The following is a 25631-nucleotide window of genomic DNA, read 5'->3' as shown; positions in this document are numbered from 1 at the left end:
TCAGTCCTCATCCTCGAAGGGGTCCCATTCCTCAACCTCGGCCACCGGGCCTTCGGTTCCGTCATGGGGATTGGCCGCACCCTCGGGCAGGTCGGCGACCTGGGCCTCCGGGGCGACGCGGGTGATGCCGGTCAGGGTCGCGCCGGGAAAGGCGGCCAGCACCTGCTGCACGATGGGCAGGGCCAGGGCGCGGTCGCGGTCGGCACGGGCCTGCGCCTCGCGAGTTTCGGCGATGGTGGGGGCACCGTCCTCGTTCGTGATGGTGACGGCCCACCGCTGTCCGGCGGTCCAGCCGCGCAGACGTTCGGCCAGCCGCTGCGCCAGATCGGCGGGCGGGTTGTCGCGGGGCTGATACTCGATCCGCCCGGGGCTGTAGCGCACCAGCGACACGTGGCGTTCCACCAAGACCAGCAGCGTCATGTCGCGCATCCGGGTGATCAGCTCGATGACGGACGCGAAATCGGGATAGCTCTCGACCAGTTCGGGCGTCACGGCCAGGGCCTGGGCCGCGGCGCCGTGCGCCTGGACCGCCGGCGCCGGGCGGGCGCGGCGCATCGCCTGCGGGGCTTGGGCCGCGGGCGCGCCCGCCACCGAAGGTCCGCGCGCGAACTCTCCTGCCGTCTGCGCCTGCTGGACGCGGCGGATCAGCGCCTCGGGGTCGGGCAGGTCGGCGACATGGGTCAGGCGGATGATCGCCATCTCGGCGGCCATCATCGCGTTGGGCGCGGCGGAGACCTCCTCCAGCGCCTTCAGCAGCAGCTGCCACATCCGCGACATGACCCGCATCGGCAGCCGGTCGGCCAGGTCCTTGCCCCGCGACCGTTCGTCCGGAGAGATCGTCGGATCCTCCAGCGCGTCCGGCGTGATCTTGACGACGGAAATCCAGTGCACGATCTCGGCCATGTCGCGCAGCACCGCGACCGGATCGGCGCCATCGGCATATTGCGACTGCAACTCGGTCAGCGCCGATGCAGCGTCGCCGCGCATCACCATCTCGAACAGGTCGATCACGCGGCCGCGGTCGGCCAGGCCCAGCATCGCGCGCACCTGGTCTGCGGTGGTCTCGCCCGCGCCATGACTGATCGACTGATCCAGCAGGCTGGTCGCGTCGCGGGCCGACCCTTCGGCGGCGCGGGTGATCAGCGCCAGCGCGTCGTCGGTGATCGTCGCACCCTCGGCCGCGGCGATCCGGCGCAGCAGGGCGATCATCACCTCGGGCTCGATCCGGCGCAGGTCGAAGCGTTGGCAACGCGACAGGACGGTCACCGGAACCTTGCGGATCTCGGTCGTGGCAAAGATGAACTTCACATGCGGGGGCGGCTCCTCCAGCGTCTTCAACAGCGCGTTGAACGCGCTGGTCGACAGCATGTGGACCTCGTCGATTATATAGATCTTGTAGCGCGCGGACGCCGCCCGGTAATGCACCGATTCGATGATCTCGCGGATATCGCCCACGCCGGTGCGGGACGCGGCATCCATCTCCATCACGTCGACATGGCGGCCTTCGGCGATCGCCACGCAATGTTCGCACACGCCGCAGGGTTCGGTCGTGGGGCCGCCCTGGCCGTCGGGGCCGATGCAGTTCATGCCCTTGGCGATGATGCGCGCGGTGGTCGTCTTTCCGGTGCCGCGGATGCCCGTCATGATGAAGGCCTGCGCGATGCGGTCGGCGGCGAACGCGTTCTTCAGCGTGCGGACCATCGCGTCCTGTCCGACCAGGTCGGCGAACGTTTCGGGCCGGTATTTCCGGGCCAGAACCTGGTAGGCGGGCTTGGTGTCGGTCATCGATCCCTCGGGCACAGCGCCACCTTAGCGGGGCGCCGCGGGGGCCACAACCGGGTCAGGCAGCCAGCAGGCCGATGCCCCGGGCGCCCGCGATCAGGTCGGTCGCCAGAAAGTCGGCATTCTCTCCCGACAGGGGCACCATGTCGGGCACCTGCACGACCGTCATCCCGGCCGCGCGTGCGGCGATGGCGCCGACATCGCTGTCCTCGAAGGCCAGGCAGCGGGCAGGCTCGATCCCAAGCCGGCGGGCCGCCAGCAGATAGACGTCGGGGGCGGGCTTGGGGCTGGGCACGTCGCTGCGCGTCACCACGATGTCAAAGCTGTCGGTCAGCCCCGCCGCCGCCAGCTTTTCCCGCGCCTGATCGCCCGTGCTGGAGGTCGCGATGGCAAAGGGCAGTCCCGCCGCCCGCAGCGCGTCCAGCAGCGTGTGGACATGCGGGCGCAGCGGGATTCCGTCGCGGTCGCGCCGTTCGATCATCGCCTCGGCCCACATCCGGTCCAGGTGCGGAAAGTCGAAATCCGCGCCCAGGTGGTCGCGCAGGATCCCGCGCGAGGTCGGCTCGTCGATGCCCACCAGCGATGCCAGCAGCCCGTCGGGGGCCACGCGTCCCATGCGGGCCAGCGCCGCCTCTCCGGTCTCGATGGTCATCTGTTCGGTGGCCAGCAGGGTGCCATCCAGATCAAAGATCACGGCATCGAAACGGCGGGCGGTCATGGGTCATCCTTTCAGGTCTGTCAGGCGCTAACATGGCGATTTGCGCGGCGATCGGCAAGGCATGGCTGGGTTGCAGGCCGCGACGGGCCGCCTAGGGCTGCGTCCAGGCCGGGGAATGGCAGGGGTGGTCGATCAGGGCGGTCAGTTCCTCGTCCAGGTGCAACGCGGTGATCGACACGCCTGCCATGTCCAGCGAGGTGTAGTAATGCCCGATCAGCGTGCGATGCACCTGCACGCCCCGTGCGCGCAGACGTTCACGCAGCCGGCGGTTCAGGATGTACAGCTCCATCTTGGGCGTGCCGCCAAGCGAATTCACCAACAGGGCGACCCGGTCGCCCTCGGCGGGGCGCATCTCGTCCAGGATGCGGTCCACGATCAGGTCGGCGGCGCCGTCCGCGCTGGCCAGGGGCGCACGGGCGATGCCGCGTTCGCCATGCACGCCCACGCCGATCTCCATGTCACCTGCGCCAAGGCGAAAGCTGGGCTTCTGGCTGTCGACCGAGGCGCCTGGTTCCAGCGCGATCCCCATCGTGTAGCAGCGCTGGTTGGCGCGCAGCGCCAGCCCCGCGCAGGTTTCCAGCGGCAGCATCCGGTCGCAGGCGGCCCCCGCGACCTTGAAGACGAAGACATTGCCCGCCACCCCGCGCCGCGCCGCCCGCGTGTCGACGGGGGCCGAGGCGATATCGTCGGTGGTCACGATGGTGCGCACCGGCACGCCGCGGGCGGCGGCCATCTCGGCCGCCATCTCGAAGTTCATCAGATCGCCCGAGAAGTTGCCGAAGATGTGCAGCACGCCCGCCCCACCATCTGCGGCCAGCGTCGCCGCCAGGATCGGGTCGGGCGGCGGTGCGGCAAAGACGTTGCCGATCGCCACCGCATCCGCCAGCCCGCGCCCGACATAGCCGAAGAACCCCGGCTCGTGCCCCGACCCGCCGCCGATGACCAGGCCGACCTTGCCCGCCCGAGGGGCGCCCGTGGCCCGCAGGGCGCGCGGCGCACCGGTGATGGGGGCCAGCATGTCCTCATGCGCCAGCAGCGCGCCCGCCACCGTCTCGTTCACGGCGTCCTGGGGGCGGTTGATGAACTTCTTGACCCGCAGGCGTTCGGGCAGGGGCTGGGGCGTCTGGTCGCGGCGCCGCGCGGGCGTGTCGTCATGCCCTTCGGAGGTCAGGATGGCGCGGGCGGTGTCGGCATCGGTCACCATCACGTTGATGTAGTTCCCGCGCAGCGCGGCCAGGATCGCCTGGACCTTGTCCATGCCCCCTGCAACGCCGATCCGGCAGGGCACGGACCGCAGGCCGCCCAGGTCGATGCCGATGGTCCGCCCCTCCAGCGGACCGTCGACGGGCTGGCCTTGGGCGTCGATAAGCCGTCCCGCGATGCTGCCCACCGCGGCGTGGTAATGGGCGTGCATGGCCACGTCGTCGAAAAAGCCGCTGCTGTGGATGGTGCTTTCCGGCCGCAGCGAGGAAATGCCCAGCACGATCCGGTTGGCCTGCGCCAGCACCGCCATCTGTTCTGCCACCACCGGCTCTCGCAGCAGCAGCGCGCGCATGTCGGGCGATGACACGATCGCCGGGGCCGAGATCGGGATGCACCGCGCGCCCATCGATTCCGCCAGCCGCGTCGCGCAGGCTTCGGGCGTCCAGGGGATCTTGGCGGTGGTCCCGCCCGTCGCCTGCACCACGCGCAGGTCCTGCAGCCCGGCGCGGTCGACGCGGCTGGCCATCGACAGGACGGTCCGTCCCCAGGTCACCGCGATGGTGTCGGCCGACCGCGCCAGACGCGACAGCACCTGCGCCGCGGCCGCGCCAAGCCGGTCGATCAGCGGGCTGTCGCGGCCTTCGGACGGGATCACCAGGCAGTCGGTCAGGCCGAAATGGTCCTGCATCGCCTGCGCCAGGCTCAGCGCGCGGAACCGTTCGGGGTCGATTTCGATCGAGACGATGCCGCGGGTGCGCGCATCCGCCAGATAGGCGTTCACCGAGGCGCGGGACACGCCCATCTGGGTTGCGATGTCGCCCTGGGTCAGGCCCTCCTGGTAATACAGCCAGGACGCCCACAGCAGCGGGTCCTCGCCAAAGCGCAGGGGCTGGCGGGAGGTGGTGGTCATGGGCGCGACCCCTCCGCGCGGCGCCGGGCCCAGTGCGCCAGGCTGTCCAGCAGCGCCGCGGCCGATACCGCGCCGGGGTCCAGATGGCCCACGCTGCGTGGTCCAAGACGCGCGGCGCGGCCGCGGCTAGCCATCATCGCGCGCGTCGCCTGTGCGCCGTCGGCGGCGCGAGCCGCGGCGGCCAGCACCTCGGTCGCGGGCTGGCCCGCCTGCAGGCCCGCGCGGGCGGCATGGGCTGCGGGGGCCCAGGCATCGACCATGGTCTTGTCGCCGGGCTTGCCCTGGCCGCGGGCGGCGATCCCCTCGGCCATCGCGACGATGACCTCTGGCAGGCGGGACAGGGGTACCTGCGTCTCGGCGCCAAGCGCCGAGGCGGCGCGCAGCAGGGCGCTGGCATAAAGCGGGCCGGTCGTTGCGCCCACCGCGTTGTGCAGGGACGACGCGGCCAGGGTCAGCCCCTGTGCCAGCGTCTGGTCCGCCCCGCCCGCCTCGCCCAGGGCGCGCGCCGCGGCGGCAAAGCCCCCGGCCATCGCCACGCCGTGATCGGCATCGCCGATCTCTCCGTCCAGTTCGGCCAGATAGGATTGTTCCGCGGCCATGCGCTCGGCCAGGCTGCGGAACAGGTCGGTCAGATCATGGCGCGAGAACGTCTGCATGTCGGACCTCATTGGCACGGCCCGCCGCAGGGTTGCAAGCGGTCCCGGAACGGCACGTCACGGCTGCGACAGGCGGCGTTCCACGCTGTCGGCCAGCGTCGTCAGGATCAGGCAGCAGGACGTCGCCCCGGCATCGGGCACCCCCCGCGACCGTTCGCCCAACCGCGCCGCGCGGCCCAGCTTGGCGACCATGTCGACGGTGCTGTCGCGCCCCTGCTGCGCCGCCAGCGCCATCGCCCGCAAGGCCGCGGCGAACCCGTCGGGTCGTGCCGCGTCGAAGGCCGCGATGGCCGGGTCCAGACAGTCGATCAGGGTCTTGTCGCCGACCTTGGCGGCGCCCGTGGCGGTGACGGCGGACAGCCCCGCCTGAAGCATGGTCAGGAACCCGTCCGCGTCGATGGCGGCGCGGTCGCGGATGGTGCGGCCCATGTCGCGGAACATGAAGCCGTAAAGCGGCCCCATCGATCCGCCGATCTCGGACATCAGCACGTCCGACAGCACCAGGAAGGCCCCGTCCAGCGGCTGGCCCGACAGGCGTTCGGCGGCGCGGCCAAAGCCCTTGGCCATGTTGATCCCGTGATCGCCGTCGCCGATCAGGCCGTCCACCTCGGACAGGTGCGCCTTGTTGGCGACGATCACCGCGGCCAGTTCCGCCACGATGTCGCCCGATTGCGCGGCGGACAGGCGGGGATGGCCCGCGGCCTCGGGCGCGCGGGGGGCGGTGTCGGCGGCCGCGGCGGCGGCGCGGTGGCGCGGACCGCCCGACAGGGCGCCCACCGGCGCGGGCCGTGTGCTCGCGACGGTCAGGCCGGGCGCCGCGCAGTCCATGTCCAGCAGGGGCTTCAGGTCGTCGTCCAGCGCCATGACCGTCAGCGTGGCCCCCACCATCTCCAGCGAGGTGAAATAGTTTCCGACGAAGGCCCGGTGCACCCGCAGGCCCGCGCGTTCCAGCCCGACCTCGATCCGGTCGTACAGCACATAGAGTTCGTTCACGGGCGTCGCGCCCAGGCCCGAGACCAGCACCGCGACCTCGGTTCCGTCGGGCAGGGCGTGATCGTCCAGCACGATCCGGACCATGTCGTCGGCGACCTGGTCGGCGGTCTTCAGCGCCTCGACCCGCGTGCCGGGTTCGCCGTGATGGCCGATGCCGACCTCCATCGTGCCGGGCGCGATCTGGAAGTTCGGATGGCCCACCGCGGGCAGGGTGCAGGGGCCAAGGCCCACGCCCACCGACCGGCAGGCGTCGATCGCCTGCTGGGCCGCGGCCCGAACCTCGGCCAGGGTGCCGCCAAGCGCGGCCTTGGCGCCGCCGATCTTCCACATGAAGATCTCTCCGGCCACGCCGCGGCGCTTGGCGCGTTCGGATGCGGGGGCGGAACAGACGTCGTCATTGGCCACCACGGTCGCGACCTCGATCCCGTCCTCGGCCACCATGCCCGCGGCCATGCGCACGTTCATGTTGTCGCCCGCATAGTTGCCGTAGAGGACCGCGACCCCGGCACCGCCATCGGCGGCCCGGATCGCATCGGCAAAGCTTTTCGCGGTGGGCGACGAGAACAGCTCTCCGACGGCCACGGCATCGACCAGGTTGCGGCCCGCATAGCCGATGAAGGCCGGTTCATGCCCCGACCCGCCGCCGGTCACGATGCCGACCTTGCCGTCCTGGGGCGCAAAGCGCGACAGGACCACGCGCGGGTTGGCCGGGTCCTTGCGCACCAGGTCGCGATGCGCCTTGATGAAGCCCGCCACCGTCTCGTCGACGATGTCGTCGGGGTCGTTGACGAAACGCTGCATCGCCTTGGTCGTCATGTCGTCCCCCATCATCGCACCGTGTATCCGCCGTCGACCAGCAGGTCGGCGCCGTTGATCATCGCCGCCGCGTCCGATGCCAGGAACACCGCCGCCGCGGCGATCTCGTGGGGTTCGGCAAAGCGGCCGGCGGGGATCAGCGCCTTCATCGCCTCGCCCTTGGGGCCCTCCCAGGCCTTGCGGCCCAGATCGGTCATTACCACGGTCGGAGAGATGGAGTTGACGGTGATCCCGTGCCCGCCCCATTCCAGCGCCAGCGTCTTGGTCACGCCGACGATGCCGAACTTCGACGCGCAATAGGCGACATGCCCCTCGATCGCGACCGAGCCTGCCTGGCTGGCCAGATTGATGATGCGCCCGCCCTTTGCCCGCGCGATCATCCCGCGGCCCACGGCCTGCGCCATCAGGAAGCTGCCGGTCAGGTTGACCGCGATGGTGCGCGTCCAGGCGCCGTCGCTCAGATCCTCGGCCGAGGCCAGGTCCACGATGCCCGCGGAATTGACCAGGATGTCGATGCCGCCAAAGGCCTGCGTCACCGCATCGACGGCCGCGCCGATGCTGGCCGCGTCGGTCACGTCGCAGGCAAAGGCCTGCGCGTCGGGCAGGGCGGCTGCGGCATCCGTCGCGGCCGCCAGGTTCATGTCCAGCAGCGCGACGCGCGCGCCTTGGGCGGCAAAGGCCTGCGCGATGGCGGCGCCGATGCCCGATCCGGCACCCGTCACCACGGCGGTCCGGCCGCCCAGGCTGAAATCAAGTGAAGCGGCCATCCGCAGTCCTTTCGTGGGTCAGGTGGCCCCTCCGGCAGGCGTGCCGCCGAAGGGGGTGGTCGTTACTGGCGCGTGGCCAGCAGGGCGTCGACGTTCTCGGCCGTCACCGGGGTCCAGGGCACGTTGTATTCCTTGTCCGCGCCGTTGTTCCACGGCATGTCGGGATACTGTTCCCAGATCGCCGACATGGGCTCATAGTCGGGCTTGACCGCCTTGATCGCCACGTCGATCGAGCCCAGGGCCTGGGCCTCGCCGTCCTGCAGGATCGAATCCATCTGGCCCGCCTTGACCGCGTTCAGCGCGTCGGTCACCCCGTCCACGCCCGCGATCGCGAAATTGGCCACGTCCATGCCGGCGGCCTTGATCGCCTCGATGGCACCCAGGGCCATCTCGTCGTTCTGGCCGATCACGCCCTTGATGTCGTTGCCATGCGCGGTCAGCCAGTTCTCCATCAGGGCCTGCGCCTCGGCGCGCGACCAGTTGCCGGTCTGGCGTTCCAGGATCTTGACGTCGGGGCATTCGGCCAGGGCCTTCTCGTTGCCCTCGCCGCGCTGGATTTCGCCGGACTGGCCGATCGGGCCCTCGATGATGACCACCGCACCCTGGCAGCCCATCTTGTCCAGGACGGCCTTGGCCTCCAGATAGCCGGCCTCGACGTCGTTCGATCCGACATAGGCGGTCAGCAGGTCGCTGTTGACCCGCGCGTTCGATCCGACGACGGGGATGCCCGCATCGACGGCCAGCTGGACGGCGGTGGCGCCGGCCTCGACGTCCATCGGCGCAAAGACGATCGCGTCGAAGCCTTGGGTGATCATCGTCTCGAACTGGTCCTGCTGCACCAGCGCGTCATAGCGGCCGTCAAAGATGGTCAGCTCGACCATGCCGGATTCGACCGCCGGGTGCTTTTCGCCCGCCGCCGACCACAGCTGCATGAACTCGGCATTCAGGCCATAGGCGGCCATGCCGATCTTGATCGGGTCGTCCTGCGCCTGCGCCGCGCCAAGACCCAGGCCAAGCGCCAATGCGCTGGCCGTCATCATCATCTTCGTCGTCATCTGGTTTCCTCCCTCGGTGACACCATGTCCCGGCACGCGCCGGATCTCAGTCTTCGGTCTTGCGGGACCGGTCCAGCATGACGGCGGCCACGATCAGCGCCCCCTTGATCACCTGCTGGTAATAGGATTCGACCCCAAGCAGATCGAGGCCGTTGTTCATCACCCCGATCAGCAGCGCGCCGATGACGGTCCCGGTGACCCGGCCCACGCCGCCCGCCAGGCTGGTACCGCCGATCACGACCGCCGCGATGGCGTCCAGCTCATAGGCGACACCCGCTTGGGGCAGGGCCGAGCCGGTCCGCGCGGCCAGGATCATCCCCGCGATCCCCGCCAGCGCGCCCGATATGGCATAGACCGAAAACCGGATGGCCCGGACGGGCAGGCCCGACACCTTGGCGGCGTGCGGATTGCCGCCCACGGCATAGACATGGCGGCCGAACCGGGTCCGGGTCAGCACGAAATGCGACAGCGCAAAGACCAGGCCGAACAGGATGATCGGCACCGGGATGCCCGCGATGTCGCCCGTCCCGATCCAGCGATAGCCGTCGGTCAGCGCCGGGACCGGCCGTCCGCCCGAATAGATCAGCGTCAGCCCGCGCGCCGCAGACAGCATGCCAAGCGTCGCGACGAAGGCCGGAACTGCAAAGCGCGCGACCGCGATCCCCGACAGCGCGCCCATCGCGGTGCCGGTGATCAGGCCCACCGCGATCGGGATCAGCGGCATGTAGGGCGCGCCGGGAATGAACCCCGCCGCCGAGGTCGTGGCGAAGCTGGCCGAAACCACGCCCACCAGCGCGACCACCGATCCGACCGACAGGTCGATGCCGCGCGTCAGGATGACGAAGGTCATCCCGATCGCCAGGATCCCGTTGATCGAGGTCTGGCGCAGCACGTTGATGATGTTGCGCGAGGTGAGGAAATTCTCGCTGACGATCGACAGCACGATGCACAGCAGCGCCAGCGCGATCAGGATGCCGTATCGCTGCGCGTCACGTCCGATCCGCGCCGGGATCATGCGGCGCGGCTGCGCTGCGGTCTTGATCTGGTCTTCCACCCTGTCTCTCTCCCGTTCATGCATCCGTCGACGGCGTCCGTCCCGGCGCGTCAGGCCGCCAGATGCAGCAGTTTCTCGGCCGACATCGAGGCCCGGTCCAACTCGCCCGCCACGCGCCCGTCCCGCATGACGACCGCGCGGTCGGCCATGCCCAGCACCTCGTCCGTCTCGGACGACACCATGATGACCGCCCCGCCCGCGCGGGCGAAATCGGACATCACGCGATAGATCTCGCGCTTCGCGCCCACGTCGACGCCGCGGGTGGGTTCGTCCAGCAGCAGGATGCGCGGCTCGGTCAGGAACCACTTGCCCAGCACGACCTTCTGCTGGTTGCCGCCCGACAGATGCGCGACGTTCAGCCGGTCCGAGGCGGTGCGGATGTTCAGCGTGTCGATCATCCGGGTGGCGGCACGGCCCTCGGCGCGGGCGTTCATCACCGGGCCCGCGGACATGCGCTCCAGCGTGGCCAGGCACAGGTTCTCGCGCACGTCGCCGGTCAGGACCAGGCCGGACCGCTTGCGGTCCTCGGTCACATAGGCCAGCCCGGCCTCGATCGCCTCACGCGGGGTGGTGATGCGGGCGGGGCGCCCGTCGATGGTCACGGTGCCGGCCGTCTCGGCCGACAGGCCGAACAGGCGGTCGAATATCTCGGTCCGGCCAGACCCCATCAGGCCGTACAGCGCCAGGATCTCGCCCTCGTGCAGATCGAAGCTGACGTCCCGGACGCCGCGATCGGCGGCAAGCCCCGCGACCGACAGCAGGCGGCGCGCCTGCGGGGTGTTCTCCTTGACGAATTCCTCGGTCAGGGGGCGGCCCACGACCAACTGGATCAGGTGGTCCTTGTCGATGTCGGCCAGGTTGCCCGTCTCGACGAAGCTGCCGTCGCGGAACACGGTATAGCTGTCGCAGACGCCGAAGATCTCGGACAGGCGGTGGCTGACATAGATCACCCCCTTGCCGCGCGCCTTCAGCGTGTCGATGGCGGCGAACAGCTGGTCGGCCTCGGCCTCGCCCAGGGCAGAGGTCGGCTCGTCCATGATGATGACCTCGGCGTCATAGCTCAGCGCCTTGGCAATCTCGACCAGCTGGGTCTGGGCCACGGTCAGGTCCATCATCAGGCTGTCCGCGCGGATGCCGAACTGGAAGCCGTCCAGCAGCGCCTGGGCGCGGCTGTTCATCTCGCGGAACGCGATGCGCCCGAACATCCCCACCGGTTCGCGGCCCAGATAGATGTTCTCGGCCACGGTCATGGCCGGGACGGGGCTCAGCTCCTGCTCGATGATCGAGATGCCGTGCGCCAGGGCCTGGGACGGGTTGTCGAACACCACCGGCTGGCCGTGGCACAGCAGGGTGCCCGCATCGCGGTGATGGATGCCCATCAGGATCTTGAGGAAGGTCGACTTGCCCGCGCCGTTACCGCCGCACAGCGCATGCACCGATCCCGGCTCCAGCCGGAACTGGCCCAGCTTCAGCGCGGGAACGCCGTCAAAGGATTTGCGAAAGCCCGAGGCCTCCAACAGCGGCGTGGTCATGTCGTCCCCCCCATGCCGGACGCCCACCGGGCTGCCGATACATATGTCAGTCTCCCTCTGACATTTGCACGCTAAGCGGCGCGGGTGACTTCTGTCAACAGGGATGTGACATAGTTCAGATGCGATCTGCCAGTTGTCCGCGCGGCCCGCCTGCTGCTAAGCGTTGCGAAACAACAAGGCTGCAAGGGCAGGGACAGGCATGGGTTTTTCGAAGGGGATGCTGCGCGGCGCCGCGCTGCTGGCGGTGCTGTCATCGTTGGCCGCCTGCGGCGGTTTCAAGCGTCAGAGCGAGCTGGAATGCATGGAACGCGCCATGTATTTCGAATCGAACCGGTCCAGCCGGGACGGGATGATCGCGGTGGGCAGCGTGGTGATGAACCGCGTCCAGTCGGGCAACTATCCGCGGTCGGTCTGCGGCGTGGTGGGGCAGAAGAACCAGTTCGCGCCCGGCGTCCTGACCAAGCGGATGGACCACGCGTCGGCTCCGCGCCTGCGCGAGGCGGCCGTGTCCGTGCTGCGCGGCGAACGCCATCCGATGATCCAGAACGCCCAGTTCTTTCACGCGGCCAGCTATCGCGCGTCCTACAACAACATGCATTACGTCGTGACGGCGGGCGGCAACGCGTTCTATGAACGCCGCCGCCCGGAACTGGTGACCCAGCCCCGCGTGCTGCCGCAGATCGAGGGCATCACGGGTCGCTGAGGCGGATCTAGCGGGCCTTCATCCGCGACAGGATGTTGGCCACCAGCGCGCCTGAAATGTTGTGCCACACGCTGAAGATCGCCGCCGGCACCGCCGTCAGCGGCGAGAAATAGGCGGTGGCCAGCGCCGCGGCCAAGCCCGAATTCTGCATGCCGGTCTCGATCGCGATGGCCTTGCGGGCGGCCAGGTCCAGCCCGGCCAGCCGCGCCGCAATGAACCCGATCAGATAGCCCAGCATGTTGTGCAGTACGACCACGGCAAAGATCATCAGCCCCGACTGGACGATCGCGCCCTTGGATGCGCCGACGACGGCGGCCACGATCAGCACGATGCCCGTCACGCTGACCAAGGGCAGGGCAGGCACCGCCGCGCGCACGAAGGCCGGCAGCAGCTTTTGCGCCGCAAATCCCAGGGCCAGCGGGAACAGCACGACCTTGACGATGGACTGGAACATCGCCCAGGCATCCACGGGCAGGTATTCGCTTGCCAGTATCAGCATCAGGAAGGGTGTCACGATCGGTGCCATCAGCGTTGTCACGCTGGTGCAGGCGACCGACAGCGCCACGTCGCCCTTGGCCAGATAGGTCATCACGTTCGACGACGTGCCGCCGGGGCAGCAGCCGACCAGGATCACGCCCGCCGCGACCTCGGGGGACATCGGGATGATCATGGTCAGCGCTACCGCCAGCAGCGGCATGATCAGGAACTGCGACGCGACGCCCACGCCGACATTGACCGGGCGGCGCAACACCTCGGCAAAGTCGCGCCCCGAGATGGTCAGCCCCATCCCGAACATGATGATCCCCAGCAGGGTGACGATCCACGGTGTCAGCTGGCGGAACAGGTCGGGCAGCAGAAAGCCCAGGACCGCGAACAGGACGACCCAGGCCGCAAAAGTATTGCCGACGAACCGCGAAAGTGATGCCAATGATTTCACCGATGCCTCCTCTGGCACAGCTTTCCTGCGCCCTGACGTTTCGGCATGGGCCATAGTGCCGCCCGTGGCGGGCTTCAACCCGTGGTGGCGGAAAAACCGGCCCGGCGCCGTGAGTGGTCTGGTCCGCGCCGGCGCATCATCCCGGCCTGGAGGCACTCCGGTTGCGTCCCGGCCCGGCTGCGCGTGCGCGCCGACTGCGTCCTTGCCGCGCCCCCGGGCCGGCTGCCCCCCTGTGCGGTCCGGTCTGTGCCGGGCCGTCGGCGGGTCAGGACCCGGCGCGGACCACGACAGACATGCCGGGGCGCAGGGCGGCGCGGTCCTGGTCGGGATCGATGGTGATGCGCACCGGCAGGCGCTGGGCGATCTTGGTGAAGTTGCCGGCGCTTGCGGTGCCCGCCATCAGGCTGAATTCCGATGCGGTCGCGGGCGACAGCGATTCGACCTGACCGGTGAACCGGCGGTCCTGCAGCGCGTCCACGGTAAAGCTGACCGGGGAACCCGGCGCCAAGCCCCGCATCGCGGTTTCGCGAAAGTTGGCGATGACCCACAGGTCGGTGCCAACATGAGGGACCAGTGCGGTGCCGGGGGTCACGTACTGGCCGACATGGACGGCGATCTGGCCCAGGCTGCCGTCGGCGGGGGCATGGATGACGGTGTTGTCGACCTCGATCCGGGCCAGCTGGACGGCGGCCTCGGCGCTGGCGATGTCGGCGCGTCGGGCGTCCAGCGCGACATTGGCTGAACGGATCGCCTCGGTCTGGACGTCCAGGCGGGCGCCGGCCTGGATGCGGGCGGCCTGGGCCTGTTGCAGGGCCAGGCGGACCTGGTCAGACGACGACTGCGACGTCACGCCCCGGTCCAGCAGCTGCCCCGCGCGGTCGGCCTGCGACCGGGCATTCTCCAAGGCGCCGTCGGCAGCCTCGACGCCCGCCTGTTCGGCGCGGGCCACGGCCTCGGCCGACACGACGTCCTGTTCGGCGACCTTCAGCGCGGCCTGGGCGCCTTGCAGCAGGGCCTCGGCCTGGGCCAGCTTCTGGCGGGGGATGCGGTCGTCGATGCGGGCGATCACGTCGCCCTTCGCGACGGTCTGATAGTCCTCGACCTCGACCGCGGTGACATAGCCCGACAGCTGCGGGGCTATCATCGTGACCTCGGCGCGCAAATAGGCGTTCTCGGTCTGGGGGGCGGCGGTCGAGAAGGGCGGCAGGCCCCATGCGAACAGCAGCAGCAGCGTGCCCGCCAGGCCCAGGATCAGGGCAATGGCGGTCGGGACAAGGTTCTCTTTCTTCATGGCGTGGTTCCGGTGTTCTGGACGGCGGCCCGGCGGGCCATCACGTCGCGCAAAAGGTGAAGCAGCAGCACGGCCGCCGCCAGCAGGGCGGCCAGCGCGGTCAGCGCATAGGCATCGGCATAGGCGCTGACCCAGGCCTGGGCCGCGACCTGCTGGCCCAGATCGGTCGCCGCCTGCGCGCGGCGCGCGGCGGCATCGGGGATCTGGGCGGCCAGCATCGCGGCCCGGCCCGCCAGGGTCGCGACCGTGGCCGGATCGGTGGCGGTCAGCTGGACGGACAGGTCCTGCAGGTGCAGCGCCTCGCGCCGGGTGGTGAAGGTGTTGAACAGGCCCGACCCCAGCACGCCGCCCAGGCTTTGAGTCGAGATGAAGACGATGACGAAGGACAGGATATATTGCGGCCCCTTGGCCAGGGCCGACAGCAGGCCCGCCATCATCGCGGGCGGCATGAACAGCATCGCGGCAAAGCCGATCAGCGCCTGGCTGACCACCATCTGCGCGGGCCGGGTCAGCACGCCGGCACCGCTGTCCAGCCAGGCTCCGGCGGCGATCAGCAGCAGGGCGGCCAAGTGGAACTGGGGCACGCGGGTGGGCCGCATCCAGGCGATGCAGGCCAGCGCGCCCATCAGGCTGGCCAGGGCGATCACGGCAAACAGGACGGTCATCTGCTGGGGCGCGACACCCAGCACCTGGAACATGCGCGGCGCGCCCGCCGACTGTTCCGACAGGATCAGCCGGAACAGGAACAGCGTGCCGGTCAGGTGCAGGATGGCCGGGCTGGCCAGCCAGCGGATGTCCAGCAGGGGGGCGGTGCGGTTCAGCTCCACGACCACCGCCAGGGTCAGCGACAGCGCCGCGCCGGCCAGCAGCCAGCCGATCCACGCGACATCCGTCCAGTTGTAGATCGGCCCCATGACAAAGGCCACGATCAGCCCGCCGAAGCCTGCGCCGATCAGCACGAAGCTGGCAAAGTCCAGCGGCTCGATCACCTTCTGGCGGGGGATGGGGCGCAGGGGCAGGCAAAAGACCAGCATCAGCGACACCAGCGCCATGCCCAGGCCCGTCACGTGGACCGCCGTCATGCCCCCGTCGCCGATCAGGTGCGGCCCCACGACGCGGGCCAGCGTCGGTCCGGTCATCAGCACCGTCATCGCCAAGGGCAGGCCCAAGGTCATCTTGGCCTGCGGGGACAGAGGCTCCAGCATATAGAGGAAGGCCAGCGTCGACAGGGGTGCCGCGGCAGCACCCGCCAGGAACTGCAGCACCAGCGCCGAGCGGAAATCGACCGCCCACAGCGACGCCAGCGCCACCAGCGCATAGAGGATGATCCCCAGTTCCGCGAACCGCCGCAGCCCGTACTGGGTGCGGATCTTGATCAGCAGCACCGGCAGCGCCGCGCGCGGGATCATGTAGACCGCCAGCAGCCAGGCCGCGCTGGTCGTGGTGATGCCCAGATCGCCCGCAAGCTGGGGCAGGCTGGTGGACACGAAGCCCTGCTGCAGGCCCTGCGACAGGCCGATCACGGTGGCGGCCAGCATATAGGCCACGGCCTGCAATCCGGGCAGCGGCGGATGCGGCGGCGGGGGTGCGGCAGGGGCGCTCATGTCCGGTCCATCCGTTCGATGTTGCGGGCGATCCGGTCCAGCACCTGGGCCGCGCGGTCCAGATCCTGCGGATCGATTCCCTCTAGCACTTCGCCGCGCAGGCGGTGCGTGAATTCGACGATGGCGCTGTCGCGACCGCGTTCGGTCACGACCAGCCCGTTCTTGCGGCCGTCGCCATCCAGAGGACGCCGTTCGACGAAACCGCCAGCGACCAGGGCGTCGATCTGGCGTTTCAGGGTCGGCGCCTCGATCGCCAGTTCGGCGGCCAGTTCGGTCTGGGTGATGCCGTCGTGATGCGCCAGCGTCGTCAGCGCGCGCGCCCGCGACAGGGTCAGGCCCACGTCCCGCGCCCTGCGGTCATAGCTGCGCCGCAGGGTCCGCATGACCCGCAGCAGGGTGTCAAGGATCGGGCTTTCGCGGGGCATGACGCGTCCTTTCGGCTGTTTCGTTAGCTAGCTAAGGATATCGTCGGTCGGCATCAATGCCCTGACCGAAAGAAATTTGCAGGATGTGCAATTTCGAGGCGCAGACGCATCACGGTTGCCAGCCGCGGATCGTGAACCTTAGTATACACTAATGATCCGGTCCCATTTCGGGCTGGCCGCACAGGGCGTCGCCAAGCGCCGGAACCGATCGGGAGACATCGATGAAGCTGACCACCTTTCTGGCCACGGCCCTGGGCACCGCCGCCATCGGCGGCATGGCCGCCGCGGCCGACCTGCGCATCGGCCTGAACGAGGACCCGGATTCGCTGGATCCCGCACAGTCGCGGACCTTCGTGTCCTCGCTGGTCTATGAATCGCTGTGCGACCGGCTGCTGAACACCAATGCCGACATGGAGATCATCCCCGAACTGGCCACCGACTGGGCCTGGTCCGATGACGGCAGGACGCTGACCCTGACGCTGCGCGAGGGGGTGACGCATCACGACGGCACACCCTTTGACGCGCAATCTGCCCGCCGCGTGCTGGAGCGGAACATGACGATGCAGGAAAGCCGCCGCAAGGCGGAGCTAGGATCGATCGACCGGGTCGAGGCGACGGGCGATCATGAACTGACCATCACGCTGACTGCACCCGACGTGACGCTGCTGGCGCAGCTGGCCCATCACGCGGGGCGAATGTATTCGCCCGATGCCGCCGATGCGGCCGGCGCCGCCTTTGGCCGGGCCCCGGTCTGTTCGGGCCCCTATGCCTTTGTCGACCGGGTCGAGGGCGACCGGATCGTGCTGGAACGCTTTGCCGATCACTGGGACGCGGACCAGTTCCATTACGACCGGGTGATCTATCTGCCGATCCCGGACACGACGGTGCGGCTGGCCAACGTGCGGTCGGGCGATCTGGACATCATCGAACGCACCGCCCCCGCCGACGTGCCGGGCGTGCGGGCCGACGACCGCCTGCAGCTGTTCGAGGTGCCCAACATCGGGTATCAGGGCATCACCATCAACGTCGGCAACGGACCCCGCGCGGAGGCGCCGCTGGGCGCCGATGCCCGCGTCCGCCAGGCGCTGTCGCTGTCCATCGACCGCCAGGCGCTGAACCAGGTCGTGTTCGAGGGGGAATACGTGGTCGGCAACCAATGGGCCGCGCCGGGCACCCCCTATTACGACGACCGCGATCCGATCCCCGCGCGCGATCCCGATGCCGCCCGCGCCCTGCTGGCCGAGGCGGGTGTCCAGACCCCCATCCGCGTCGAGATGCAGATCGGAAACAACCCCATCGCCCAGCAGGTCGGCCAGGTGGTCCAGGCCATGGCGGCCGAGACGGGGTTCGACATCTCTCTGCGCGCGACGGAGTTCGCGACGCTGCTGTCCGAGAACGTCGCCGGCAATTTCGACATGTCGCTGCAGGGCTGGTCGGGCCGGATCGACCCGGATGCCAACATCCACCCCTTCGTCGGGTCGGACGGGGCCAACAACGACCAGCATTACCGCAACGCGGAGATCGATGCCCTGCTGGCACAGGCCCGGTCTGAACCCGACACCGCGGCCCGCAAGGCGCTGTACGACCAGACGCGCGACATCCTGAAACAGGATCTGCCGCTGATCTACCTGTACCACATCAAGTACTTCTACACGATGCGCCAGGGGATCGAGGGGTTCGAACCCTATGCCGACGGCATCATCCGGCTGCGCGGCGTGTCGGGCTGATCACGGCCGCACGCCCCCGGCGGGGCGCGCGGCTCAGGCGGCGGTCCGTGTCCACAGGCCCCGCACGGCCGCGGCGCCGCCGATCTGTGCCACGCGGATGACGTCGGCCCGCGCGCCCGGTGCCAGCCTGCCGCGATCGTGCAGGCCCACGGCCTGGGCGGGCGCCTGCGTCACGGTTGCGATGCCGCGCGCCAGATCGCCCCACAGATCGCCCAGCATCATCGCCCCCGACAGCAGCGAAGACGGCACGTAATCCGACGACAGGATGTCCAGCAGGTCGGCCCGCGCCAGGTCGCTGGCCGCGACGTTGCCGCTGTGCGATCCGCCGCGGATCAGGTTGGGCGCGCCCATCATCACGCGGATGTCGTGGTCGCGGCAGGCCTGTGCGGCATCCGCCGTGGTGGGGAATTCCGCGAAATGACAGCCATGCGCCGCGCTGACCGCGACCTGAGGCGCGGTGGTGTCGTCATGGCTGGCCAGCACCGCACCATAGCGGCGCGCCTCGGCCACGGCGGTCGCCTCGTGCAGCTCGCCCACGCGGGCGCGCAGGGCCTGCTGGTCGGCGACATGGTCCAGGAACTGGGCATCCGACAGGCCCTTCTTGCCGCAGACATAGTCGCGCAGCTTGCCGATGTCGCGGAACTGGCGTTCGCCGGGGGTGTGGTCCATCAGGCTGACGATGCCGATGCGGTCCCGGGGGCCGAACTTGGCCATCTCCTCGGGCAGGGTCTGGGAACAGATCTCGGCGCGCAGGTGCAGGAAATGGCTGATCCGCAGCGCCCCCTGGGCGCGCAGGCCCAGGATCTCGTCGGCCAGGGCGCGGGCATATTCGCCATAGCCCGCATTGTTCGACGTCACGACCGACCCCACGCGCAGCGCGTCGAAGACGGTGGTGATGCCCACGCTGGCCAGTTCGGCGTCATGGGCGATGATCGCATGGGCATGGGGCCAGTCCACGCCGGGGCGCGGCTCGATATGGCGTTCCAGGTTGTCGGTGTGCAATTCGATCAGGCCCGGCATCAGCAGGTCGCCCTGACAATCCAGCGCGCCCGCGGGCAGGGCGCGGCCCTGGCCGATCTCTGCGATCAGCCCGTCGCGCAGGACCAGGTGGCCGTGGATCACCTCGGTCGGCAGGACCAGGCGGGCGTTGGCAAGGATGATGTCGGTCATGCGGTCGGGTTCCGTCTTGAAGGATCATGTCGAAGGGCGTCATCTGGCAGACGGCTGTCACAGCCGTGTGACACAACGGTCTTAGGGTGCCGCGCATGCAGGATTTCACACGATATGCCGTCTATTACGCGCCGCAACCCGGCATCTTCGCGGACCGTGCGGCGGCGTGGTTGGGCTGGGACCTGGCGGGCGGCCATGCGGTCGATGATCCGTCCCTGCCGGCGCGCCCGGTGGGCCAGCCGCGACGATACGGGTTTCACGGCACCATCCGCGCGCCCTTCCGTCCCGTTGTCCCCGAAGCGGACCTGATCGCGGCCGTCGACGCGCTGGCCAGCAACCGTCCGGCGGTGACCTGCGGGACGCTGGCGCTGCGCGATCTGGGCGGGTTTCTGGCGCTGATGCCCACCGGGGGCCAGCCCGAACTGATCGCGCTGGCCGATGCGGTGGTGCGCGCCACCGATCCGCTGCGCGCGCCGCTGACGGCCGAAGAGGTCGCGCGGCGGCGCCCCGACAGCCTGACCCCGCGCCAGTGCTCCCTGCTGGACCGGTGGGGCTATCCCTTCGTGATGGAGGAGTTCCGGTTTCACCTGACCCTGACCGACCGGCTGTCCGCCGCGGAACGACCCGCAGTGCAGGCCGCGGCTCAGGCCTGGCTTGGCCCTGTCCTGCCGCGGCCTTTCGTGATCGCCGACCTGTGCCTGGTGGCCCAGGATGCGCAGGGCCGGTTCCACCTGCGTCATCGCGCGCCCCTGTCGGGCTGAAGCGCGGCCAGAAGGCGCGCGGTCCCCTGCGCAAGGCAGGCATCGTTGCACACGGTCAGGTGGGCGATCCCCGGCGGCATGGCAAAGGCGGCGCGGCGCAGGCGGGCGGCGATGTTGGCCGACCCCTCGCGGCCGCGGTCGGCCAGGCGGCGCGCCAGCACCTCCGCCGGGGCGGTGATCAGGATCACCCGCAGGTCCGGCAGCCGGGCCAGCGCCTGCGGCAGGGCCGCGCGGCTGCCGTTGAAGATCACCGACGGCCCCGTCAGCTGATCGTGCGGGATGCCGTAGCACAGGCCATGCGCCCGCCAGTCCAGCGCGAAATGTCCGCCGTCGCGCAGGGCCGCGAAGCGTGCCGGGGTGACGCCGTCGAAATCCTCTCCTCCGGCGTCGGAGGGGCGGGTGATCACCCGCCGCGCCAGGCGCAGATCGGGCCGCGCGGCGCAAGCCGCGGCGATCAGCGTGTCCTTGCCCGCGCCGGATGGTCCGACGACCGCCGCGATCATGCCGCGCGTCCCGGCGTGAACCCGGTCACGTCCACCAACCGGTCGCAGACCGCGTCGCGTGCCTCGGCGTCGTGAAAGATGCCCAGGATCGCGGCGCCGCGGGCCTTGGCCTCGGCGATCAGGGACAGGACGACCTGCCGGTTCGCGGCGTCCAGGCTGGCCGTGGGTTCGTCCAGCAGCAGCACGGGATAGGGATGGACGAAGCCGCGGGCGATGTTGATGCGGTGCTGTTCGCCGCCGGAAAACGTGGTGGGCGACAGGCCCCACAGCCGGCGCGGGATGTTCAGCCGCCACAGCAGGCCCTCGGCCTGCGCGCGCGCTGTCGCGGCGGGCACCCCAAGCGCGCGCAGCGGTTCGGCCACCACGTCCACCGCAGGCACCCGCGGCAGCACGCGCAGGAACTGGCTGACATGGCCCAAGGTGCCCCGCCGCAGCGCGGTGACCGTGCGGGGCGCGGCGCCCACCAGTTCCGTGCCGGCGATGCGGATGCTGCCGCCGCCCGGCAGATAGTTGCCTTGGATCATCCGCATCAGCGTGGATTTGCCCGCCCCGGACTGGCCCACCAGCCCCACGCATTCGCCGGGATCCACGTGCAGCGCGGCCCCGGCCATGACCGGGATGACGGTGCCGCCCTGATTGTGCAGGGTGAAGGACTTGGAAAGGTTTTCGACCTGGATCATCGTCACACCTGCAGGACGGAGGAGACAAGAAGCTGGGTATAGCCGTGCTGCGGATCGTCCAGCACCTGGTCGGTCAGGCCCTGTTCGACCACGCGGCCCGATTTCATCACCATCAGGCGGTCGGCCAGCAGGCGCACCACCGCCAGGTCATGCGTGACGATGACGACCGACAGGCCCATGTCGCGCACCAGCCCGCGCAGCAGGTCCAGAAGCCGTGCCTGCACGCTGACATCCAGCCCGCCCGTGGGTTCGTCCATGAACACCAGCCGCGGCCCGGTCACCAGGTTGCGCGCGATCTGCAGCCGCTGCTGCATCCCACCGGAAAAGGCCTGCGGGCGGTCGTCGACGCGGTCCTGGGCGATCTCGACCCGGTCCAGCCAGTCGATGGCGGCGGCGCGGATGTCGCCGTAATGGCGCTGGCCCACGGCCATCAGCCGTTCGCCGACATTGGCCCCGGCGCTGACGCCCATGCGCAGCCCGTCGCGTGCATGCTGGTGGACATAGGCCCATTCGGTGCGCGCCAGCCGGCGGCGTTCGGTTTCGGCCATCGCCAGCACGTCGCGCCCGTCATAGGTGACGGTGCCCGCATCGGGGCGCTGATGCCCGGCCAGACAGGACAGCAGCGTCGATTTCCCCGACCCGCTTTCCCCGACGATGCCCAGGACCTCTCCGGGCCACAGATCAAAGCCGACGCCGGTGCAGCCGATCCGCGCGCCATAGCGGCGTTCCAGGGTCCGGACGGACAGGATGGGGGCGTTCATGCGGCCTCCGCGGCCAGGCGGCCCCTGTGCCCGGCGGCGACCCGCGCGGTGCAGAAATCGGTGTCGGAACAGACGAACATCCGCCCGCCCGCGTCATCGGTCACCACCTCGTCCAGATAGCTGGCGTCAGCGCCGCACAGGTCGCAGGCGTGATCGGCCTTCGAGGGGCTGAACGGGTGGTCGTCGAAATCCAGGCTGACGACATGGGTATGCGGGGGCAGGGCATAGATGCGCTGTTCGCGCCCTGCCCCGAACAGCTGGATCGCCGGGCTGTCCGACAGTTTCGGGTTGTCGAATTTCGGGATCGGCGACGGGTCCATGACATAGCGCCCCTCGACCTTGACCGGATAGGCGTAGGAGGTCGCGATGCGGCCGTGCCGGGCGATGTCCTCGTACAGCTTGACGTGCATCAGGCCGTATTCCTCCAGCTCGTGCATCTTGCGGGTCTCGGTTTCGCGCGGCTCCAGAAAGCGCAGCGGTTCGGGGATGGGCACCTGATAGACCAGGATCTGGCCCTGGGTCAGGGGCGTCTCGGGGATGCGGTGGCGGGTCTGGATCAACGTCGCGTCGGCGGTGGCGGTGGTGACGGCGACCCCCGTCGTGCGCTGAAAGAACGTGCGGATGCTGACCGCGTTGGTGGTGTCGTCGGCGCCCTGGTCGATGACCTTCAGGCGGTCGTCGGGGGTCAGGCAGGCGGCGGTCAGCTGCACCCCTCCGGTGCCCCAGCCATAGGGCATGGGCATCTCGCGGCTGGCAAAGGGCACCTGGTATCCGGGGATCGCCAGCGCCTTGAGGATGGCGCGGCGGATCATCCGCTTGGTCTGTTCGTCCAGATAGGCGAAGTTGTAACCGCTCATAGCAGCCCCCGTCGGATCAGGTCGTCCTCCAGCGCGGCGGGATCGGTGAAATGATGCGCGGCCATGCCTGCGTCGCGCGCGCCGGCGACGTTGCGGGGGCTGTCGTCTATGAACAGGCACTGGTCGGGCGCCACGCCCGCCCGGTCGCACAGCGTGGCAAAGATGCGCGGGTCGGGCTTCAGCACGCCCTCGATCCCTGACACGATGGTCACGCCAAAGGCTGTGGACAGCCGGGGATGGGTCGCAAGGCCGATGGGCCAGGTCTGCGCGGACCAGTTGGTGATCGCGTGGACCGCGTGGCCCCGCGCCCGCAGGCGGTCCAGAAGCGCCCATGTCCCCTCGATCGGCTCGCGGATCGAGGCCGCGTGTCCGGCCCGATAGGCCAGAAAGGCCGCGCGGTCGCGGGGATCGGCGATCGCCTCGGCCAGATCGTCGAAGCACGCGCCCCCGTCCGCGCGCTGGTTCAGGGTGGCGAAATCCACGCGATCCAGGAAGGCCAAGACCGACGCACGGTCGCCCAGCAGGGGCAGGAAGGCGGCCACCGGGTCCCACCGGACCAGCACGTTGCCGATGTCGAAGACGATCGCCTTGATCATTGCGCATCCTTTGCGTTGTCGTCCCGCAGCCGGCGCACCAGCTCCAGTTCGGCCTGGAAATCGACGTAATGGGGCAGCTTGATGTGCTCCAGGAACCCCGTCGCCTGGATGTTGTCGCAATGCGACAGCACAAATTCCTGGTCCTGCGCGGGGGCGCCGGTGAAATCCTCGCCCAGTTCCTGCCAGCGCAGGGCGCGGTCGACCAGGCTGACGGCGATGGCCTTGCGTTCCGACTGTCCCATGACCAGGCCGTATCCCCGCGTGAACTGCGCGGGTTCGGTGCGCGAGCCCTTGAACTGGTTCACGGTCTCGCATTCGGTCAGCGCGATCTCTCCGATGTCGATGGTCAGGTCCAGCTCGGGGATGTGCATCTGCACGGGCACGCGGCCGATGCGCAGTTCGCCGACAAAGGCATGGGTGCGCCCGTAGCCACGCTGGGTGGAATAGGCCAGGCCCAGCACGAACCCCTCGTCCGCGCGGGCCAGCGCCTGCAGGCGCAGCGGGCGGTTCGCGGGCAGTTCCAGCGGTTCGCGGGTCAGGTCGGGGGCGGGGGTGTCGTCGCGGGGGCTGGGTTCGATCAGCCCGTCGCGGTCCAGGATCGCCATGACGTGGGGCATGGCGCCGGCGTCGGGCGCGGCCAGCGGCGCGGGGTCCACCGCCGCCTGATCGGCAAAGTCCAGCAGGCGGTGCGTGTAATCGAAGGTCGGGCCCAGCACCTGACCGCCCGGCACATCCTTGAACGTGGCCGAGACGCGCCGGTCCACCGCCATCGCGCCCGTGTCCACCGGTACGGACGCACCGAACCGCGGCAGCGTGGTGCGATAGGCGCGGATCAGGAACACCGCCTCGATCAGGTCGCCCCGTGCCTGGCGGATCGCCAGCGCGGCCAGGTCGGGGTCGTAGAGCGAGCCCTCGGCCATGACGCGGTTCACGGCCAGGGCCATCTGCGCCTTGATCTGGTCGACCGACATCAGCGGCAGGTCAGGGTCGCCGCGGCGCTCCTCGGCCAGCCAGGCATGGGCGTTCTCGATGGCGCGTTCGCCACCCTTGACGGCGACATACATCAGGCGGCCTCCACGCGGGTGCTGCGCGGCAGGCAGGCCAGCCGGTCGCCGCAGGTCAGGATGAAGTCCAGGCCCATCGGGAACAGGGTGCGGTTGGCCCGGAACGGCGCAGTCGCGGGCAGGGACAGCGTTGCGCGGTCGCGGATGCCCGGCCCGCGCAGGACGGGACCGTCCGCGTCCAGCCGGTCCAGCTCGACGATCAGCGTGGCCGAACGGTCGGGATAATCGGGCAGGCCCACCGCAAAGCGGTCCAGCGGCAGCAGATCGGGCCAGCGCCCCACCGCCAACGCGGCCGACGGTGCATCCGCCATCGGGCAGCCCGCGTGAAACCGCAGCCACGGGGCCAGGTCGGGCAGCGCGCCCGCCAGATGCACCGGCGTCGTCGGATCGGCCAGCAACAGCAGCACCGTCGCGGCGGCGGGGCCGACCCCGGGGGCATGGGCCTGATCCAGGCGGTGGATCGTGCCGGGCCGGGCCATGGCCTCCATCAGCACGCGGAACCCCTGGGCCGATTGGCGGGAGGGATCGGTGAATCCGTGGCCGGTCATGCGTCCTCTCCGCGTTGCAGGGTGAAGAACTCGACCCGGGTGGCGGCGGCCTTGGCGGCGCGGGTGTCGCGGGCGGCCTGCGCGTCGTCGCGCAGCGCGGCGATCAGGGGGGCGTGGGCGTCGGGGTCGGTCTGCATCAGCGCGTCCATCGCCGCGGCCCGCCGCGCATGGGCGTGCGACCGCCCCTGCACATGGCCGTGGCCCTGCGTGCCGCAGGGCAGGCGCAGGGCGCAGCGGGTCACGGTCATCTCTCCGACGTTGAAGGGCGCGCCGGTGGCGCCGATGCGGCCCTGGACCATCACGGTGCCGGTCTCGGGCGCGCGCAGCAGGGCGTGATCGGGCAGGTCGGGCAGCAGCTGCGCCAGCCGGTCGGGGGCGCTGCGGGCCAGGATCGACAGCCAGTCGCGGCGATGGGAAAGGGGGGAAGCTGACATCTTGCCGGGGTGTCCCGTTATCTATACAACTAGACATGTGATAGCGCGCCCGCGCCATGTTCTCAACCGGAACCGTGTGAATTT

General features: G+C 69.8%; 25 protein-coding genes. 3 read left to right on the top strand and 22 right to left on the bottom strand.

From position 1 onward, the window contains the following. The 9 genes from SY26_RS14250 to SY26_RS14210 all read right to left on the bottom strand — a co-directional run bounded on the left by SY26_RS14250 (position 1) and on the right by SY26_RS14210 (position 11486). Positions 1–1785, bottom strand: coding sequence for a DNA polymerase III subunit gamma/tau (locus SY26_RS14250; RefSeq protein ID WP_046001174.1), 1785 nt, complete (start codon positions 1783–1785; stop codon positions 1–3). A 55-nt stretch (positions 1786–1840) separates the two neighbouring features. Beyond that, entirely contained in the window at positions 1841–2500 is a 660-nt protein-coding gene (locus tag SY26_RS14245; RefSeq protein WP_046001056.1) for an HAD family phosphatase, read from the bottom strand. A 91-nt stretch (positions 2501–2591) separates the two neighbouring features. Further along, positions 2592–4613, bottom strand: coding sequence for a bifunctional sugar-binding transcriptional regulator/dihydroxyacetone kinase subunit DhaK (locus tag SY26_RS20590; RefSeq protein WP_084693858.1), 2022 nt, complete (start codon positions 4611–4613; stop codon positions 2592–2594). Further along, positions 4610–5269: a dihydroxyacetone kinase subunit DhaL gene (dhaL, locus tag SY26_RS14235; protein ID WP_046001055.1), complete on the bottom strand. Its 660-nt coding sequence runs from the start codon at positions 5267–5269 to the stop codon at positions 4610–4612. The genes SY26_RS20590 and dhaL (SY26_RS14235) overlap by 4 nt, the downstream gene beginning before the upstream one ends. 57 nt (positions 5270–5326) lie before the next feature. Then, positions 5327–7078 (bottom strand): dihydroxyacetone kinase subunit DhaL, encoded by a 1752-nt coding sequence (gene dhaL / locus SY26_RS14230; RefSeq protein WP_046001172.1) that lies wholly within the window; start codon positions 7076–7078, stop codon positions 5327–5329. An 11-nt stretch (positions 7079–7089) separates the two neighbouring features. Next, positions 7090–7845, bottom strand: coding sequence for a GolD/DthD family dehydrogenase (locus SY26_RS14225; protein WP_046001054.1), 756 nt, complete (start codon positions 7843–7845; stop codon positions 7090–7092). Between the two features lie 62 nt (positions 7846–7907). Then, the gene (locus tag SY26_RS14220) at positions 7908–8888 is read right to left on the bottom strand and encodes a substrate-binding domain-containing protein (protein ID WP_198143181.1); all 981 of its coding nucleotides are present in this window, start codon (positions 8886–8888) and stop codon (positions 7908–7910) included. A gap of 58 nt (positions 8889–8946) precedes the next feature. Beyond that, complete coding sequence (locus tag SY26_RS14215; RefSeq protein WP_232303354.1) at positions 8947–9954, bottom strand: ABC transporter permease; 1008 nt, start codon at positions 9952–9954, stop codon at positions 8947–8949. 50 nt (positions 9955–10004) lie between these two features. Next, complete coding sequence (locus tag SY26_RS14210) at positions 10005–11486, bottom strand: sugar ABC transporter ATP-binding protein (RefSeq protein WP_046001052.1); 1482 nt, start codon at positions 11484–11486, stop codon at positions 10005–10007. A gap of 199 nt (positions 11487–11685) precedes the next feature. Between SY26_RS14210 and SY26_RS14205 the strand changes: the two genes are divergently transcribed. After that, on the top strand, positions 11686–12189 hold the full coding sequence (locus SY26_RS14205) for a cell wall hydrolase (RefSeq protein WP_046001051.1): 504 nt from the start codon (positions 11686–11688) through the stop codon (positions 12187–12189). Positions 12190–12196: 7 nt separating this feature from the next. On the opposite strand, the gene SY26_RS14200 is transcribed toward SY26_RS14205, so the two are convergent. The 4 genes from SY26_RS14200 to SY26_RS14185 all read right to left on the bottom strand — a co-directional run bounded on the left by SY26_RS14200 (position 12197) and on the right by SY26_RS14185 (position 16446). Then, the gene (locus tag SY26_RS14200; RefSeq protein WP_046001050.1) at positions 12197–13126 is read right to left on the bottom strand and encodes a bile acid:sodium symporter family protein; all 930 of its coding nucleotides are present in this window, start codon (positions 13124–13126) and stop codon (positions 12197–12199) included. A gap of 265 nt (positions 13127–13391) precedes the next feature. Then, positions 13392–14417, bottom strand: coding sequence for an HlyD family secretion protein (locus tag SY26_RS14195; protein ID WP_046001049.1), 1026 nt, complete (start codon positions 14415–14417; stop codon positions 13392–13394). Then, positions 14414–16021: an MFS transporter gene (locus SY26_RS14190; protein WP_046001048.1), complete on the bottom strand. Its 1608-nt coding sequence runs from the start codon at positions 16019–16021 to the stop codon at positions 14414–14416. Before SY26_RS14190 ends, SY26_RS14195 begins: the two co-directional genes overlap by 4 nt. After that, positions 16018–16446 carry a MarR family winged helix-turn-helix transcriptional regulator gene (locus SY26_RS14185; RefSeq protein WP_045983896.1) on the bottom strand — a complete coding sequence of 143 codons (429 nt, stop codon included), beginning with the start codon at positions 16444–16446 and terminating at the stop codon, positions 16018–16020. Before SY26_RS14185 ends, SY26_RS14190 begins: the two co-directional genes overlap by 4 nt. A gap of 221 nt (positions 16447–16667) precedes the next feature. Here SY26_RS14185 and SY26_RS14180 point away from each other — a divergent pair, with 221 nt between their 5' ends. Beyond that, positions 16668–18173 (top strand): ABC transporter substrate-binding protein, encoded by a 1506-nt coding sequence (locus tag SY26_RS14180; protein WP_046001047.1) that lies wholly within the window; start codon positions 16668–16670, stop codon positions 18171–18173. Positions 18174–18206: 33 nt separating this feature from the next. Here SY26_RS14180 and SY26_RS14175 read toward each other — a convergent pair whose 3' ends face one another. Further along, positions 18207–19343 carry an alpha-D-ribose 1-methylphosphonate 5-triphosphate diphosphatase gene (locus SY26_RS14175; protein WP_046001046.1) on the bottom strand — a complete coding sequence of 379 codons (1137 nt, stop codon included), beginning with the start codon at positions 19341–19343 and terminating at the stop codon, positions 18207–18209. 95 nt (positions 19344–19438) lie between these two features. Between SY26_RS14175 and SY26_RS14170 the strand changes: the two genes are divergently transcribed. Further along, positions 19439–20104, top strand: coding sequence for a DUF1045 domain-containing protein (locus SY26_RS14170; protein WP_046001170.1), 666 nt, complete (start codon positions 19439–19441; stop codon positions 20102–20104). On the opposite strand, the gene phnN is transcribed toward SY26_RS14170, so the two are convergent. From phnN to phnG, 8 genes are read right to left on the bottom strand one after another with little or no spacing between them, the layout of a single operon-like run. Then, positions 20080–20607, bottom strand: a complete 528-nt coding sequence (phnN, locus tag SY26_RS14165; protein ID WP_046001045.1) for a phosphonate metabolism protein/1,5-bisphosphokinase (PRPP-forming) PhnN — start codon at positions 20605–20607, stop codon at positions 20080–20082. The genes SY26_RS14170 and phnN overlap by 25 nt on opposite strands. After that, positions 20604–21287, bottom strand: coding sequence for a phosphonate C-P lyase system protein PhnL (gene phnL / locus SY26_RS14160; protein ID WP_046001044.1), 684 nt, complete (start codon positions 21285–21287; stop codon positions 20604–20606). The genes phnN and phnL overlap by 4 nt, the downstream gene beginning before the upstream one ends. A 2-nt stretch (positions 21288–21289) precedes the next feature. Further along, the gene (gene phnK, locus SY26_RS14155; protein ID WP_046001043.1) at positions 21290–22048 is read right to left on the bottom strand and encodes a phosphonate C-P lyase system protein PhnK; all 759 of its coding nucleotides are present in this window, start codon (positions 22046–22048) and stop codon (positions 21290–21292) included. Then, a complete protein-coding gene (locus SY26_RS14150; RefSeq protein ID WP_046001042.1) occupies positions 22045–22905 on the bottom strand; it encodes an alpha-D-ribose 1-methylphosphonate 5-phosphate C-P-lyase PhnJ in 861 nt (286 codons plus the stop codon). Before SY26_RS14150 ends, phnK begins: the two co-directional genes overlap by 4 nt. After that, positions 22902–23501, bottom strand: coding sequence for an HAD family phosphatase (locus SY26_RS14145; protein ID WP_046001041.1), 600 nt, complete (start codon positions 23499–23501; stop codon positions 22902–22904). The genes SY26_RS14150 and SY26_RS14145 overlap by 4 nt, the downstream gene beginning before the upstream one ends. Next, positions 23498–24565 carry a carbon-phosphorus lyase complex subunit PhnI gene (locus tag SY26_RS14140; RefSeq protein ID WP_046001040.1) on the bottom strand — a complete coding sequence of 356 codons (1068 nt, stop codon included), beginning with the start codon at positions 24563–24565 and terminating at the stop codon, positions 23498–23500. Before SY26_RS14140 ends, SY26_RS14145 begins: the two co-directional genes overlap by 4 nt. Then, positions 24565–25113: a phosphonate C-P lyase system protein PhnH gene (phnH, locus tag SY26_RS14135; RefSeq protein ID WP_046001039.1), complete on the bottom strand. Its 549-nt coding sequence runs from the start codon at positions 25111–25113 to the stop codon at positions 24565–24567. The genes SY26_RS14140 and phnH overlap by 1 nt, the downstream gene beginning before the upstream one ends. After that, positions 25110–25547: a phosphonate C-P lyase system protein PhnG gene (gene phnG / locus SY26_RS14130; protein WP_046001038.1), complete on the bottom strand. Its 438-nt coding sequence runs from the start codon at positions 25545–25547 to the stop codon at positions 25110–25112. The genes phnH and phnG overlap by 4 nt, the downstream gene beginning before the upstream one ends. Between the last annotated feature and the right edge of the window lie 84 nt (positions 25548–25631).

It is taken from the genome of Paracoccus sp. 228, assembly GCF_000967825.1.
Classification (GTDB): Bacteria; Pseudomonadota; Alphaproteobacteria; order Rhodobacterales; family Rhodobacteraceae; genus Paracoccus; species Paracoccus marcusii.
This window is presented reverse-complemented; position numbering and strand designations above follow the sequence as displayed.